Origin of the sequence: Rhodococcus sp. USK13, assembly GCF_018343855.1 — a bacterium.
Lineage (GTDB): Bacteria > Actinomycetota > Actinomycetes > Mycobacteriales > Mycobacteriaceae > Rhodococcus_F > Rhodococcus_F oxybenzonivorans.
On the sequence record NZ_CP069242.1, the window covers coordinates 1,517,006 to 1,533,090 of the forward strand.

15 protein-coding genes are annotated in these 16,085 nt (G+C 63.1%); 14 read left to right on the forward strand and 1 reads right to left on the reverse strand.

The features are described from left to right. Window positions 1-5: 5 nt before the first annotated feature. Window positions 6-1,604 carry an acyl-CoA carboxylase subunit beta gene (locus JQT59_RS09785; RefSeq protein ID WP_213575958.1) on the reverse strand — a complete coding sequence of 533 codons (1,599 nt, stop codon included), beginning with the start codon at window positions 1,602-1,604 and terminating at the stop codon, window positions 6-8. Between the two features lie 227 nt (window positions 1,605-1,831). Here JQT59_RS09785 and JQT59_RS09790 point away from each other — a divergent pair, with 227 nt between their 5' ends. The 14 genes from JQT59_RS09790 (at window position 1,832) to JQT59_RS09855 (ending at window position 16,054) form a co-directional block, all read left to right on the forward strand. Further along, the gene (locus tag JQT59_RS09790; protein ID WP_213575959.1) at window positions 1,832-2,392 is read left to right on the forward strand and encodes a flavin reductase family protein; all 561 of its coding nucleotides are present in this window, start codon (window positions 1,832-1,834) and stop codon (window positions 2,390-2,392) included. Between the two features lie 48 nt (window positions 2,393-2,440). Beyond that, window positions 2,441-3,028 (forward strand): hypothetical protein, encoded by a 588-nt coding sequence (locus JQT59_RS09795; protein WP_213575960.1) that lies wholly within the window; start codon window positions 2,441-2,443, stop codon window positions 3,026-3,028. Window positions 3,029-3,481: 453 nt separating this feature from the next. After that, entirely contained in the window at window positions 3,482-3,895 is a 414-nt protein-coding gene (locus JQT59_RS09800) for an SCP2 sterol-binding domain-containing protein (protein WP_005563683.1), read from the forward strand. A 46-nt stretch (window positions 3,896-3,941) separates the two neighbouring features. Further along, the gene (locus JQT59_RS09805) at window positions 3,942-5,180 is read left to right on the forward strand and encodes an acyl-CoA dehydrogenase family protein (protein WP_213575961.1); all 1,239 of its coding nucleotides are present in this window, start codon (window positions 3,942-3,944) and stop codon (window positions 5,178-5,180) included. Window positions 5,181-5,754: 574 nt separating this feature from the next. Further along, on the forward strand, window positions 5,755-6,471 hold the full coding sequence (locus tag JQT59_RS09810; RefSeq protein WP_230990442.1) for an MlaE family ABC transporter permease: 717 nt from the start codon (window positions 5,755-5,757) through the stop codon (window positions 6,469-6,471). Continuing rightward, a complete protein-coding gene (locus JQT59_RS09815; RefSeq protein WP_213575963.1) occupies window positions 6,468-7,322 on the forward strand; it encodes an MlaE family ABC transporter permease in 855 nt (284 codons plus the stop codon). Before JQT59_RS09810 ends, JQT59_RS09815 begins: the two co-directional genes overlap by 4 nt. A 15-nt stretch (window positions 7,323-7,337) precedes the next feature. Further along, entirely contained in the window at window positions 7,338-8,531 is a 1,194-nt protein-coding gene (locus JQT59_RS09820) for an MCE family protein (RefSeq protein WP_213575964.1), read from the forward strand. Continuing rightward, the gene (locus tag JQT59_RS09825) at window positions 8,531-9,553 is read left to right on the forward strand and encodes an MCE family protein (protein WP_213575965.1); all 1,023 of its coding nucleotides are present in this window, start codon (window positions 8,531-8,533) and stop codon (window positions 9,551-9,553) included. The genes JQT59_RS09820 and JQT59_RS09825 overlap by 1 nt, the downstream gene beginning before the upstream one ends. Continuing rightward, window positions 9,550-10,788: an MCE family protein gene (locus JQT59_RS09830; protein ID WP_213575966.1), complete on the forward strand. Its 1,239-nt coding sequence runs from the start codon at window positions 9,550-9,552 to the stop codon at window positions 10,786-10,788. The genes JQT59_RS09825 and JQT59_RS09830 overlap by 4 nt, the downstream gene beginning before the upstream one ends. Window positions 10,789-10,790: 2 nt before the next feature. Then, complete coding sequence (locus JQT59_RS09835) at window positions 10,791-12,068, forward strand: MCE family protein (protein ID WP_249354320.1); 1,278 nt, start codon at window positions 10,791-10,793, stop codon at window positions 12,066-12,068. Then, a complete protein-coding gene (locus tag JQT59_RS09840) occupies window positions 12,068-13,213 on the forward strand; it encodes an MCE family protein (protein ID WP_213575968.1) in 1,146 nt (381 codons plus the stop codon). Before JQT59_RS09835 ends, JQT59_RS09840 begins: the two co-directional genes overlap by 1 nt. Beyond that, on the forward strand, window positions 13,210-14,631 hold the full coding sequence (locus JQT59_RS09845) for an MCE family protein (RefSeq protein ID WP_213575969.1): 1,422 nt from the start codon (window positions 13,210-13,212) through the stop codon (window positions 14,629-14,631). The genes JQT59_RS09840 and JQT59_RS09845 overlap by 4 nt, the downstream gene beginning before the upstream one ends. Beyond that, window positions 14,631-15,308, forward strand: a complete 678-nt coding sequence (locus JQT59_RS09850; RefSeq protein ID WP_213575970.1) for an Rv1363c family protein — start codon at window positions 14,631-14,633, stop codon at window positions 15,306-15,308. Before JQT59_RS09845 ends, JQT59_RS09850 begins: the two co-directional genes overlap by 1 nt. After that, window positions 15,305-16,054 carry an Rv1363c family protein gene (locus JQT59_RS09855; protein WP_213575971.1) on the forward strand — a complete coding sequence of 250 codons (750 nt, stop codon included), beginning with the start codon at window positions 15,305-15,307 and terminating at the stop codon, window positions 16,052-16,054. Before JQT59_RS09850 ends, JQT59_RS09855 begins: the two co-directional genes overlap by 4 nt. Window positions 16,055-16,085 lie beyond the last annotated feature (31 nt).

Genomic DNA, 16,085 nt, shown 5'->3' on the forward strand with positions numbered 1-16,085 from the left:
GGTACTCACATTCTGAAGACGCCGTAGCCACGCTGGCCGGCAATGTGGTTGGAATGGGCGGCAGACAATGCGATCGCGAGGATCGCGCGGGTGTCACGTGGATCGATGACGCCATCGTCGTAGAGGCGTCCGGAGATGAAGAAGGGATGTGACTCGGCTTCGATCTGTTGCTCGATGGCGGCGGTGCGTGCGGCATCGGCCTCCACGTCGAATTCACGACCCGCAGCCTCTGCGGCGGTCTTGCCGACAATCGACATCACACCGGCGAGTTGCTGGGCTCCCATCACCGCGAGCTTGGCATTGGCCCAGGTGAACATGAAGCGGGGATCGTATGCCCGGCCGGACATTCCGTAGTTTCCGGCACCGAAGGAACCGCCGACGTTGATCGTGATGTGCGGAACCTTGCTGTTGGTGACCGCATTGATCATCTTGGAACCGTCCTTGATGATGCCGCCCTGCTCGTATTCGGTGCCGACCATGTAGCCGGTGGTGTTGTGCAGGAAAATCAGCGGGGTGTCGGTCTGGTTCGCCAACAGAATGAATTCGGTGGCCTTCTTGGCCTCTTCGCTGAAGAGGACACCGCGGTGGTTGGCGAGGATTCCGACCGGAAATCCGTGGATCGATGCCCAACCGGTCACCAGGCTCGACCCGTAGCGCGGCTTGTACTCGGAGAACCTCGAGCCGTCGGCGACGCGCGCAATGACATCCCGGGGATCGAACGGGACCCGTGGGTCCCCGGAGGCGATACCGAGGAGCTCCTCGGGGTCGTACAGCGGGTCGTCGGCTGCCGCGGACGGGGCTGGTCCGAGCTTGCGCCAATTGAGGTGGCTGACGATGTCGCGGCCGATTCTGATGCAGTCGTTCTCGTCGACGGCGAACTGGTCGGCCACACCGGACACACGCGAGTGCATGTCCGCACCCCCGAGGTCCTCGTCATTGGCGTCCTCTCCGGTGGCCATCTTCACCAGCGGGGGCCCACCCAGGAACACCTTGGCCTGTTTGTCGACCAACACCGCGTAGTCGCACATGCCGGGAACGTATGCGCCACCGGCGGTGGCGTTGCCGAAGACCAGCGCGATGGTCGGAATTCCCATCGACGACAGTTCACTCAGATCGTGGAAGATCTTGCCGGCGAACACAAAGAGTTCTGATTGCGTCGGCAGGTCCGCACCGCCGGACTCCACCAGGTAGACCACTGGGAGCCGGTTCACGCGAGCGATCTCCAACGCACGCAGATTCTTCTTCAATGTGAAGGGGTTCATCGTTCCGCCCCGCACCGTGGGGTCGTGGGCGATGATCATGGTTTCGACTCCGGAAACGACGCCGACGCCTGTCACGATTGCCGCCCCGACGTTGAACTGAGTTCCCCACGCCGCCAACGGTGACAGCTCCATGAACGGAGCATCGCGGTCGATGAGGAGTTCGATCCGTTCACGGACGAGTAGGCGTCCGCGATCGTGGTGGCGTTGGGTGTACCGCTGGCCACCACCCGCGATGACGAGGTCGAGTTGCTCATTCAGCGCGGCGACCGCAGCGAGCTGCACTCTGCGGTTCTCCTGATAGGTATCCGATGACGTGTCGATCACCGAGTCGAGTACGGGCATCCGTACGCCTTTCTTTCAGATCTGGGGACTCTCACCGACGAGGGCGAGCATCGAAGCTGTGACCAGAGTAACCCAAAAGTGAATCGTCGTACACTTACATCTTGAGATCACCCCGACTCGGCGCTATCGTAGGCGGTAACGCAGCGGCAATCTCAGCTCATGTACACCAGGCTTCACTAAATGCCGAGGAAGATCGCCGTCGGCTGCAGAGAACCTTTCCCGCTTGAATGGAGAATCCGTTGTCCCAGTCCCTCGACAACTCCGCCCACAGGGCGGGAGCGTCCACCACTATCGATGCCGATCTCTACCGGACGGCACTTCGTCGCCATCCCGCCGGCGTCACGATCATCACCCTCGACTCGGCGAACGGACCGGTCGGGTTCACCGCGACCTCGTTCTCGTCTCTGTCACTGAACCCACCACTGGTGTCATTCAATATCGCCCACACCTCGTCGAGCATCAGTGCCCTACACCAGGCACAATCGTTGATCGTCCATCTCGTCGGAGACCATCAACTCCCCCTCGCGCAACGCTTTTCCGCGAGTGCCGATCAGCGGTTCGCTGACGAATCGGCCTGGGTGACATTGTCCACCGGCGAGCCCCTGCTGCGCGACACGCACTGCTGGTTGCGGACCGGCGTGCACCAGCTGATCGAGGCAGGCGATCACACCTTGGTCATCGGGGCGGTCGAGGAAATCCACATCGATGACGCCGATGGAACCTCGGACGCGGCCCCACTGCTTTATCACGAAGGCCGCTACCACCGGGCCGTACCGTTCGGGTCGTAGAACGCCACGGCCACTGCCTCCCCGCACCCCAACTGGAGAAAATGCGCCATGACAAGCCTGAACACAACGTCACGACCGGCCCTGAGGGTCGCCGCGGAACTCAACGGCTACGGCCACCACCCCGCACTCAGCATCGACCCTCGGACCGGACGTCCAGAGTCTCGCTGGGTTGACCTGCGCCGAACGGACGACGACGGCGGTCTTCCGCGCGACCACGCGACGATTGTGCGGATACAGGCGGCAGACATGGCCCAAGCTCATCGAGAACGCGCGACGCTGCGATCGGAGATCCAGGCCAAGGGCGGCCATCCCGACGATATCGCGGTGCTCGTCGATATTGCGGTGCTCATCGCGCCGGAGGCCCGGACCGCGCGCAAGGAACTGATGACGCTCGACAGCATGCTGCCGGGCCCACGACCGAGCGAATCTTTGGAATACATCGGCACACCCATCGGACTCGCCAGCCTGATCGCGGATCTGTACGTCGTCGGTGTCGTCGACGGCGTCACCCTTCTGCCAATGTCGGAACCCTCAGTGCTGGACCACGTTGTGAACGAGTCACTGCCGTGGTTGACGCTGCGAGGCGTCTACCCGCCCCCTAGAGGGGCAGCCCTGGCACGAACAACCCTCCGGTAGATCCTGCTGGAACTCGCTCACGTAGGCCGCGTCGATGACGACGCGGCCTTTCCGTATTTCCACAGGGAGGCGGGCGCCTGCCATCCGCCCCACCCGACGGCCCGTGGACGCCGGACGCGGGTGAGGCGCGCCGGCGACCCCACACTTGCGCCGCTAGCCACCCCCGAGCCGGATCCGGCGAACCCGTCGACCCCGGCCTGCTAATCGAAGCCGCCGACGGTCTCACTGTCGTTCCGCTTGAAACTGTTGCGAAATAACTCATCTCGGCAACTCGTTGTCGAGGCGAGATCGTGGCCGGCGCGCACGCGCGCCCCCAGGGCCGTGCGGGCATCTCCAACTGCGCCGCCGACTTATCTCCCCAACGTGGGGGTGAAATCCCTCTTCAGAGGGGTGTGGACGCCGAGTGACCGCTGCCACACTTGGTTCATCCAGCACCGGAACCGAAGGGTCGACATGAGTACATTCGCCAACGCCGACGAGGTCTACACCTATATCGGTGGAATTTTCGACAGAGCCACGAAGGAGAAGACCTTCATCGACGCGACCGCGGGGACCGGTCTGGTGATCAAGCTGATCCAGACAGATCCGGACGCGGTAATGATCATCGACTTCCCGGGACAGAAGGTCACCACGGGCGATGCGACCGAGGGAATGGCGTCCACGGTGCAGTTGCGGATGTCGTCGGACAACAGCAACAAGTTCTGGCAAGGCAAACTCAACTTCACCCTCGCGATGGCACAGCGGAAGGTCAAACTCGACGGCAAACGCTCGGTGGCGCTAAAGCTTCTCCCACTCACCGGCGGCCTGTTCGACGTCTACAAGCAGCTTCTGAAGGAAAACGGCCGAGAAGACCTCTTGATCGACTGACACCACGCTTGAACAACTCATAAACGACAGAGCAATTGGAGTGCACATGCTAGAGCAGGACATGACCGATGAAGAATTCCAGCCCTACTTCGAGAAGGCGGAAGAGCTTTCCAAGTTCTTCCGCGAGATCGGCCCCAAGTACGACGCGGAAAACACGTTCGCTTACCCGTCCATCAAGGCGTTCAAAGAATCCGGACTCGGATCCCTTCCTGTGCCGAAGGCGTTCGGCGGACCCGGCGGCAACCTGCTGCAGGCATCGAAGGTCATCAGTGAGTTGTCCAAGGGCGACTCCGCAATCACGTTGGCCTACAACATGCACTACATCATGGTCGGCATCGCCGGCAACCTGATGAGTGAAGAGCAGAACAAGTACTGGCTCGGACGCGTCGCCGACGGCGAGATCATCTTCGGCCCCTTCTCCGAGCAGCGCGCCGGATTCAGCGGCCTCGCCGACATGAAGGCCATACCCCAGCCCAACGGCGGATGGAAGCTCTACGGCAAGAAGACCTGGGGAACACTCTGCGAGGCCGCGGACATCATCACCACCAACGCGACGATCACCGACGCCGAGGGAAATCTCCCGGAGGACTTCCAGGAGCGCGTCAACGCGGAGAGCTTCTTCATCGGCGACTTCAACGTCGACGAGAACGGCCAAGGTGACGGCATCCGCATCGAAAAGACCTGGGACGCTCTCGGTATGCATGCCACCGGTACGCAAACCATCCACTTCGAGGGCTACTACGTTCCGGAAGACGGGTTCATCTGTGAGTGGCGCTCCGGAGCGTTCGGCGTCCTCGAGTGGGCGTCACTGATGTTCGCGAGCATCTACCTGGGTATGCAGTACCGCGTTCTCGAGGAATCTCGCGCCACCCTGTCAAAGAAGACCCTCGGCGCCACCTTCGGTGCCATCGTCGCAGAGGACACCAAGGTCTCCGGCGTCGGCCACATCATCGACGGTATCGGCGACATGGCCTCGCGCGTGGAGATCTCGCGCAGGGTCCTTTACCAGACCTGCCAGGAACTCCTCGACGGCAAGGACGACGAATGGCCGTTGGAGCTCCGCTTCCCGTACATCGGCCTGGCCAAGACCTTCGTCGCCGAGAACGTCATGCACATGACCAGGCATGCCATGAGCATGGTCGGTGGGTCGTCGTTCCGTAAGGGAGCGATCTTCGAGCGCCTGTACCGCGATTCGGCGGCTTCGATGTTCCAGCCGCTCAACTCCGACCAATCTCGCACGTACATCGGCGAGTATCTTCTACAGCCCGAGCAGCTCAACGACTGATCGGCTTCCACGAAAGCCCTCCGGTTTCCTGTCCTGAGCAGGACGCCGGAGGGCTTTCGCGTACGCGTCGAGGACCCCATCCGCGCGCGGCGACAGCGGGGCGGATGGGGCCTGTAGACGCGTCGCCGGCGGTTGTCTCCTTGCCGCTGGGCAGGTCGGCCGTTCCATACGCCGCTACGGGAGGTCCCATGGGTAAGTACATTGCGGATCACTTTTTCCTTCCCTCCTCCCCCCTCGGGGGGAACTCTGACCCAGTTTCCTGTCACTTTGGGATGAGATTGCTCCCCCAAACGGAGGAAGTGAATCGCGATTTACTTGTGTTGTGTTCTAACGTAGCCCTACCATTCAAATGTGATACGGCGCACAACATATCTGGTTGTGGATGGGCCCGAGTAGCCCGATCAGTCGCTCGACACACTTCATTTTCCATTTGACGAGGAGGAAACCGGTGACCGGTTCCCCACCGCTCGCGGTAGATCTGCGTGCACCGGGCCGTGACGCGCCTGTCCGCAAGCCCGGGAAGGCTCGGAGCTGGGCCGAATCGGCACTGCGGCCCCTGGGCGCATTCTTCGAGATGTGCGCGGCGACATTCCGTGCGCTGTTCCGGCCCCCGTTTCAGTGGCGAGAGTTCGTTCTGCAGTCCTGGTTCATCGTTCGCGTCGCGTTGCTGCCTACCCTGCTTGTCGCGGTGCCGTTCACCGTTCTGGTGGTCTTCACGCTCAACATCCTCCTGGTCGAGTTCGGCGCTGCCGACCTGTCCGGTGCCGGTGCTGCACTCGGCGCGGTGACCCAGATCGGCCCGCTCGTGACCGTTCTGGTCGTGGCCGGTGCCGGAGCCACCGCGATCTGCGCCGATCTCGGAGCCCGGACGATCCGCGAGGAGATCGACGCCATGAAAGTACTGGGCATCGACCCGATCCAGCGTCTGGTGGTACCCCGAGTTCTCGGCTCCACCCTGGTGGCGCTGCTCCTGAACGGGCTGGTGATCACGATCGGCATCGTCGGAGGCTTCTTCTTCTCCGTCGTCTTCCAGAACGTCACCCCGGGCGCATACGTGTCGTCGCTGACCTTCGTCACCGGTTTGCCGGAGGTCATCATCTCCGAGGTCAAAGCGTGCTTGTTCGGACTCATCGCGGGTCTCGTGGCGTGCCACCGTGGGCTCACGGTGAAGGGCGGCCCGAAGAGCGTCGGCGACGCCGTCAACGAGACGGTCGTGTACGCCTTCATGGCCTTGTTCGCGGTGAATGTGATTGTCACCGCCATCGGCGTGAAGTACGGAACGGGGCGATGACCGTGACCGACAGCCTGACTGGAAAACGACGAGCATCGAAGGTCGCGGCGGCGCCGCTGCGCTTCCTCGAATCCCTCGGTGAACAGGCAGTCTTCTTCTGGCGAACCATCCGGTTCACTCCGCACGCCCTGAAGACATACTCGCGCGAAACCCTCCGGCTGATCGCCGAAATCGGCATGGGATCCGGGGCCTTGGCGGTGATCGGCGGCACCGTGGCGATCGTGGGATTCATGACCTTCGCCGGCGGAACCCTCGCCGCTATTCAGGGATTCAACTCGCTGGGCAACATCGGCGTCGAGGCACTGACCGGTTTCTTCGCAGCGTTCTGCAACGTCCGGATCATGGCACCTGTGGTCGCCGGTATCGCGCTGGCAGCGACCATCGGTGCAGGCGCCACCGCCCAGCTGGGTGCGATGCGGATCAGCGAGGAAATCGACGCACTCGAAGTGACCGGCATCCGGTCGATGTCCTACCTGGTCTCGACCAGGGCCATCGCCGGCATCGTCGCCATCATCCCGCTGTACTCCATGGCCGTCATCATGTCGTTCCTCGCTGCGCAGGTGACGACCACCGGGATCTACGGCCAGTCCGCCGGCGTCTACAACCACTACTTCTTCACGTTTTTGCGGACGAGCGACCTGTTCTGGTCCTTCCTGGAGGCCTTACTGATGGCCACCGTGGTCATGCTGATCCACTGCTACTACGGCTACAACGCCGCCGGTGGCCCCGCCGGCGTAGGCGAGGCGGTCGGACGGGCCGTACGCACATCACTGATCGCGGTGGTGATGGTGGTTCTGTTTGCCTCACTTGCCATTTACGGAACATCCGGCAATTTCAACCTGGCCGGTTAGACGGGGGACGCGCTGATGGGAACACGCACGAAATCACACTACAAACAGCCACCGCTGCGGGTCGCCGGTGCCGCGATGCTGGTCGGCGTCATCACGGCCTTGGTGCTGTGTATGCAGACCTTTCGCGGGGCCTTCGAGGAAACCGTGCCGCTAACGGTCGTCGCCGACAGGTCCGGCCTGGTAATGGAACCCGGGGCCAAGGTCCAACTCAATGGTGTCGAGATCGGCAGGGTCAAGGAGGTCCAGCAGGTGGCCGGCACCTCGCGACTGAGCCTCGATATCGATTCGGCACGCTTCGACCTGCTATCGGCCGATACTACCGCCGAGATCAGGGCGACGACGGCATTCGGCGCCAAGTATGTCGCGCTGACCAGCGCCTCAGGGCTGGGGCACCTCGCCGCGGGAAGTGAAGTCCGGTCGGGCAACGTTACGACGGAGATCAACACCGTCTTCGAGAACTTGACGTCGGTGATGCACCATGTCGACCCGGCGAAGCTGAACTCGGCACTCGGCGCGGTCGCCGAGGGTCTGCGCGGCCGCGGCGAGCAGTTCGGCGACACCATGGTCAAGGCCGATTCCGTACTCGCCAGACTCAACCCAGTCCTGCCGCAGCTTCAGAACGACCTCCGCGACACGTCCACCGTCGTCAACACCTATGCGGATGTCGCGCCGACCTTGATGGAGCTGCTGAAATTCGCTTCCACGACGTCGGATTCGGTCGTCGAGAGAGAGGAACAGCTCGATTCGACGTTGACCGCGGCGGTGAACTTCGGCAACGACGGCGCGGCGCTGACCAATGACCTCGAGCGCGGGCTGGTCGATTCGATGCGGCTACTGCTGCCGACAACAGGCCTTCTGTCCAAGTACAGCCCCGAAATCACTTGTCTATTAAATCAATCGGTCGACACCCGCGACGTCCTGTCGAACTCGTTCGGTGACAATACCGGCTACTCTCTCGACCTCGATGTCGGGTTCCTTCCCGGTGACGACCCCTATCGTTATCCAAAGAACCTACCGAAGGTCGAGGCCTCCGGCGGGCCGGGCGGGCAACCGGGATGCTATCCAATGATCACCAAAGACATGTATCCGTCGCCCGTACTGGTCACCGACACCGGCGCCTCGATCGCCGATGCGACCAGCCCCCGTCTGGGTTCCCCGTTCTTCGTCGACTATCTGTTCGGAAACATCGTGGGAGGGCCTGCACGCTAATGAAAATCACTGGAACCATTGCGCGCTTGGCGCTCTTCGCGGTGATCATGGTCCTCTTCACTGCCGCGGTCGTCGTGGTCTTCTCGCAAGTGCGGTTCGGCAGCGAACGCACGTACAAGGCAGCCTTCGCGGACGCATCCGGTTTGAAGTCGGATGAGTTCGTGCGGGTCGCCGGCGTCGAGGTCGGGAAGGTGAAGTCGGTCGAGATCGTCGACGAGGCCACCGCCCTGGTCGAGTTCTCGCTCACGAAGGCCGTGCCGTTCACCGAGTCCACCAAGCTCGCCGTGCGGTACGAGAACCTCATCGGAGCCCACTACCTCGAACTGCTCGACAGCCCGGGGTCCAACACCGCACAGCCCGAGGACTCGACCATCCCGGCGGATCGCACGATGGCCGCGCTGGATCTCGATGCCCTGATCAACGGTTTCCGGCCACTGTTCAAGGCGCTGGACCCCGACCAGGTCAACAAGCTCTCCACCTCACTGGTGAATGTTCTGCAGGGACAGGGTGGAACGGTATCGGACTTCCTGAAACAATCCGGCGAACTGACCTCCGCATTGGCCGACCGCGATCAGCTGATCGGCTCGGTGATCGACAACCTCAACCGCGTACTCGGCACCGTCGACGAACACAACAAGCAGTTCGACGAAGGTATCGACAAGCTGCAGCAAGTCATCAGTGGACTCTCCGAGCAGTCCGACCCGATCGGTGATGCCCTCGTCCGCGTCAACGACGCGTCCGCCTCCGTCGCCGACCTCCTGGTGAACGCCCGCCCGGCTATCAGGAACGACGTCACCGAGATCGGACGAGTCGCCGGCAACATCAATGCGGACAAGGACTACGTCAACTGGGCGCTCAGCGCGCTCCCCGATGCGTACGGCCGCCTCGCCCGACTCGGACTCTACGGCGACTTCTTCACGTTCTACCTCTGCGATGTCACATTGAAAGTCAATGGCCCTGATGGCAATCCCGCCCTCATTCCGATCATCGGGCAGCGGGCAGGAAGGTGTACAGCACAGTGAGCCGAACACAGCAATCCAACACGGTACGCACCGGTCTGATCGGCGTCCTGGTGGTCGCGGCCCTGGTGCTGATCTCGGTCAACTTCGACCGTATCGCCTCCACACTGAGCTCGTCGTTGACCTACACCGCATACGTCGGTGACACAGGCGGGCTCGAGACCGGCGACAAGGTGTTCCTCTCCGGCGTCCACGTCGGGGATGTCGAGGACATCGACCTCGACGGCGACAAGGTCCGGATCGCATTCAGTGTGGACGGACCGCCTCTGGGCGTGGACTCAGAGGTATCGATCAAGACACTGACCGTGCTGGGACGAAAGTTCCTGCAGGTCACGCCGAAGGGGGACAAGGTGCTCTCACCCGATCAACCGATCCCGCTCGAGCGCACCTCCACCCCCTATCTCCTGACCGATGCGCTCGGCGACCTGACGACCACCGTGAGCAACCTGGACACCGACCAGGTCACCAACGCACTGGACACACTGAGCCAAACCCTCGATCAGACCGCACCGAACCTGGGTGCCGCGCTCGACGGGGTCTCCCGACTCTCGGACACTGTGGGCACCCGCGATCAGATGGTCAAGGACCTGTTCCACAACGCGGAGTCACTGACCAAGGTCCTCGGCGGCCGCAGCCAGCAGATCAACAAGCTGCTCCTCGACAGCAACACCCTCTTCACCGCGCTCGATCAGCGCCGACAGGCAATCGACACGCTTCTGGTAAACCTCTCCGCCGTCACCGCGCAGGTGGCGTCGCTGGTCGATGACAACGAAGCCCAACTCCGGCCAGTACTCGATCAACTCAACGGTGTGACAGCACTGTTGAATGAACGTAAGGATGATGTGAAGAAGGCGATCCTGCCGGCAAGCCAATACATCACCTCGCTCGGTGAATCGGTGGCCTCCGGCCCGTTCTTCAAGGCGTACGTCATGAATCTACTTCCCGGCCAGTTCCTGCAGCCCTTCATCGACGCGGCATTCCGGGAGCAAGGCGTCAACCCTGGCACGCTCAACGGGCAAAACCAGTTCCCGGTGACATGTGGACACAACGCGGCCCCTGGGCTGACTCCGCCGGGACACACGACGCCGCTTCCCGATCCGAGCACCTGCCCCGTCCAACCCGGCGTCCCCGCCGCTCCTGCAGCCGCTCCGGCCCAGCCCGGACCGCCCGCACTGCCTGGCCTGCCGCCACTCCCGCAGCTGCCTGGACTTCCGCCGCTACCCGGATTGGGAGGATGACCATGTTCGCGTCTTTGATGGCACGCGGATCGACCCGATGGCGAATCGCAATCCTGACCATCGTCGCCGTACTCGTGGCCGGAACACTCGGGCTCGCGTGGCGCGCGTACGACCGCGTCACCACGAGGTCCGCGGTCGCGTACTTCGAGAACACCAACGGTCTGTACGTCGGGGACAAGGTCAAGATCCTCGGCGTCGACGTCGGAGTGATCGATTCAATCGATCCGGACGGCGAGCGGATGCGGGTGGGGTTCCACTACGACGCCGACTACAAGGTCCCTCAGCAGGCCAAGGCGGCGGTACTGTCACAGAGCCTGATCTCCTCACGTGCGATCCAACTGACACCCGCGTACACCGGCGGCCCCGAACTGAGTGACGGCGGACAGATTCCGATCGAACGCACCGCGGTGCCAGTGGAATGGGACGACCTTCGGGAACAGCTGCAACATCTCGCCGAATCGATCGGCCCGACCGAGGCCAACAAGGCCGGCTCTCTCGGCGATTTCGTGGACACGGCAGCCGAGTCGTTGACCGGCAAGGGTGATGACATCAACTCGACACTGACCAAACTCTCCGATGCCATGTCGACGATGTCGGACGGCCGCGACGATCTTTTCGCCACCGTTCGCAACCTCCAGGCCTTCATGACCGCACTCGCCGCCAGCGACGATCAAATCGTCGAGCTGAATCAGAACGTCGCCTCGGTGTCATCGGTGCTCGACAACTCCGATCAAGAACTGGCGACCGCATTGCAGAACATCGATGCGATGACCAGCCGGCTGGGTCAGTTCGTGAAAGACAACCGCGACGGGCTCAGCAAATCGGTGAGCGACCTCGCCGCCGTGACAACGTCTTTGAACGAGATCCGGCCCGACATCGAGCAACTCCTGCACGTCGGCCCGACGGCGATCCAGAACTTCTACAACATCTACGAACCCGCGCACGGGTCGTTCACCGGCGCGCTGGCTGTCACCCAGCTCCAGAACCCGGTGCAGTTCATCTGCGGTGCGATCCAGGCGGCAAGTCAGCTGGGTGCGGCCGAGGCGGCGAAACTGTGTGTCCAACAGCTGGCACCGGTATTGCAGCTCGTGCAGATGAATTACCCGCCGGTCGGAATCAATCCGGTGGCCGGCAAACAGGTCAGACCCGAGCAGATCGACTACAGCGAAGATTGGCTGCGCGGTACGGTCCCTGCTCCCGCAGCTGTCGAGCCCGTCGGCGCACTTGCCGGGCTGGCAGGGCTACTCGGAATCCCGGCACCCGCTGGAGGTGGGCGATAATGGCCAAGAACAAACTCGCCCGGGGTGCCATCGTGGCACTCGTCGGCGGATTCACCCTCACGGTGTCGGGGTGCGATTGGCAAGGCGCCAATTCCCTGCCGCTGCCGGGAACCGCAGGTTCCGAAGACGGCTCGTACACCGTCAAGATCGAGATGCCGAATGTGACATCGATTCAGCGGAACAGTCGGGTACGCGTCGGCGATGTCACGGTCGGCAACGTCGACGATGTGCACCTCGCCGGATGGCACGCCGTCGTCACGGTCTCACTCGAGCCCGACGTCCGACTCCCCGGCAACGCGACAGCGAAGGTGGGGCAGACCAGTTTGCTCGGTTCGTTGCACATCGAACTGGCACCACCATTGACGGAACCACCCGCCGGCGAACTCCGCGACGGCGACACGATCCCGATCGACAACGCCAGCACCTATCCGACCACGGAACAGACACTGGCGTCGGTGTCGACAGTGCTGAACGGTGGAGGCCTCGCACAGATCCAAGAAATCAGTGGTGAACTCAACGCCGGGTTGTCCGGGCACGAGGGAGAAGTCCGCGACCTTCTCAATCAAGCGGATACGTTCAGCGGCAGTCTGAACGAACAGCGCGACGACATCATCACCGCCGCCGAAGGCCTCGATCGCCTTGCCTCGACCGTCGACCAGCAGAACGCCGTACTGGCCGGCGCGCTCGAACGGATCCCGCCCGCACTCGCCATCCTCGACGAACAGCAGAGGAAGCTCACCGACACAGTGACCTCCGTCGGAAACTTCGCCGACTCGGCGAACCGGGTTGTCACGGCAAGCTCGCAAGACGTACAGGGTAACGTTCGTGAGCTCGAGCCGGTATTGCGTGAGCTCGGCAACTCCGGTTCCGACCTCACCCAGGCATTGGGTCTGCTCCCCACGTATCCGTGGCCGCTGGAAAACATTCCGAAGTTCTTCAAAGGTGACGCCGGTAACCTCTCCGCCACCGTCGATCTCACCATGGGTCGCCTCGACCGAGGATTGCTGCAGGGCACACCCCTCGAGGGGTCGCTCACGAACGCCGAAACCGCCCTTGGTCGTACGGAGGGTCGAATTCCGGCGGTCTCGACGAAGAACCCGCTGACGGCCGGACTCGACAACGTTGCGATGAGGGGTACCCGATGATTCTGTCGAAATTCGTCAAGATTCAGCTGATCATCTTCGCCGTCCTCACCGTGATTGCCTTGATCACGATGAGCGTCGTGTACATGCGGTTGCCCGCGCTGGTGGGCGTCGGGCGCTACTCGGTCGCTGTCGAACTTCCGACGAGTGGTGGGCTGTACAGCAGCGCGAACGTCACCTATCGCGGGTCGACCATCGGTACCGTCACCGATGTCACCCCCACCGCCGGCGGGGCACGTGCAACGCTGAATCTCGATAGCTCGGTCCGCATTCCGGTCTCAGCCGAGGCCCAGGTGCACAGCAGGTCCGCGATCGGCGAACAGTACCTCGACTTCGTTCCCAGCTCGCTCGAGGGACCGTTCCTCGAGGATGGGGCGGTCGTCCCGGCGAGCCAAGCGAGTGTGCCGCAAGACATCGGACCGATGATCGACACCCTCAACGCCAGCCTCACATCGATCCCGCAGCAACAGCTGAGCGCACTGATCGACGAGACTCACACGGCGTTCGAGGGATCCGGCCCCTCGCTGCAACGGATCCTCAACGGATCCGACCGTGTATTGGACCAGGCCTACACCGACGCCGACGCCACCACCACGTTGATCAACGACGCGGCACCATTTCTGGACTCCCAAAAGGTCAGCAGCCCCGCGATCCGCGAGTGGGTGGCGAACCTGGCGGGCACCGTCCAACAGGCCGAAGCGAATGACCAGCACGTCCGGCACATCCTGGAAACCAGTCCCGCCGCGGCCAGTGAGGCCAGTGCACTCTTCCAGCAACTACGCCCCACCGCCCCACTCCTGGCGGCCAACCTGACCAGTCTCGGTCAGGTTGCGGTCACTTACAATCAATCACTGGAACAGCTGCTGGTCCTGCTGCCCGCCAGCGTCAGCGCCCTCAAGACGATCAACGTCCCCGATCAGGGAACGTCCAACGGCGCATTCCTCGACTTCAACCTGAATCTGAACGCACCGCCGCCCTGCACGACCGGGTTTCTCCCGGCGTCCGAACGACGCGACGGCTCTGCCGTCGACGCTCCGACGCGCACATCCGACCCGATCTTCTGCGCGGTGCCGCAGGACTCGTCGGTCGCCGTGCGCGGCGCACGGAACCTGCCGTGCATGGACAACCCCGGCAAACGCGCCCCCACCGTGGAGATCTGCAAGAGCGACGAGCCGTACACCTCGTCGGGAACCAATCCCTGGGTGGGGGACCCGACACCGACCACCGGCAACTCGGTCACCCCCGCGTCCCACACACAAGAGCCGGCCGCCCCTCAGATCGGGACGGCAAGCTACAACCCACGGTCCGGCCAGTATCAGGGCAGCGACGGCAGAACATACACGCAAACAGATCTCAGCCGCACGGGATCTCTCCACAGTGAAACGTCGCCCGTACAGGCGATTCTGACAGGAGGCCACTGATGCTCCGACGTAAATCCGACACCGTGTCGGCTGTCGCTGCCGTCCGCGCCGCACTCGACGCACGGCAGGCCGCCGAGGCAGCCGTCGAAGCGGCCGAGGCAGCGGAAGCCGCGGCAGCCGCACAGGAAGATGGCGACACCGGCGACATACCAGCCGTTCGCCACGATCCGCGGCGCCCCAGACCAGGCGCCCGCCGATGGAACACCCTCGCCGCGGCGCTGTTCGCGGTCGTCCTGGTGGGCCTGTTGGTGACCGCGGGCGCCCTCGCACGCGCGCACCAGGACAGCCAGGACGCCCGCGATCAGGATCTGGCCATGCTCGGCGCTGCCCGGCAGTCAGTCCTCAACCTGATCTCCCCGAGCTCGCAGGATCCCGCGGCCGGCGCGGATCGGATCATCAACGACGCGACCGGATCGTGGCTCACCGAATTCGAAGGCACAAAAGATCAGTTCGTCTCAGCCATCGCCGAGTCGAAGACCGAGTCGAGCGGCGAAATTCTCGGTGCCGGCATCGAGGGCAGAAGCGACGACGGCAGCACGACCGTCCTGGTATCGGCGGTGTCGAAGGTAAGCAACGCCGCCGGCGCCAAGGACGAGCCACGAACCTGGCGTCTACGAGTCGGCATCGTCGATGTCGACGGATCCTACAAATTGTCAAAAGTGGAGGTCGTGCCATGACCTGTGAACTCGAGAACAGAAATGTCGCAGCGGAACCGACACAGGAACCGCCCGCCGCGGCCGCATCGAAGCCGGCCACCGCCCGGCAGGCCGTCTTCCTCAGATGCGGACTCACCGCGGTCGCACTCAGTGTCCTCGTGGCCACCGGGGCTGTTCTCGAGTTCCCCCTCTGGTTCATCCTTTCGGGCACAGTCGGTGTCCTCGCCATCGGCGCTCTGACCTACCGCAGTGAAAAGGCGTTCACCCTCTCAGCCACCATCAGAGGGCGGCGCACGCGCACCCTGGTTGTGGTGGCGCTCCTGGCCTCTTCGGCGGTGGTCTTCGCCGCCGTGGCACACCTGCACCTCACCGTCCCCGGCGAACGCACCGAACAAACACGGGCCGCTGTCGCCGAGAAGGCCGGTGAACTGACCGCGGGGGTGCTGACCTACAAGGCAGCCACCGTCGAGGACGACGTCGCCCGAGCCAAAAGCCAACTGACCGGCGAATTCTTGGACTCGTACTCAACTCTCACCGCCGAGACCATAATCGCGCAGGCGAAGCAAGGGCAGGTCGAGACGCATTGGGAAGCGAGCGGAACGTCGGTGGTTTCAGCAGAATCCGACTCTGCGGTGGTACTCGTCTTCCTCCGCGGCACCACGGCCAGCGCCGCGAAACCGGATCCGACGTACCTCTTCAGCAGTGTACGAGTACGGCTCGAGGCATCCGGCGATCAGTGGCTCATCTCCCAACTCGAGCCCCTGTGAGATACCCGTGCTGAAACGTCCAAGGAGGCTG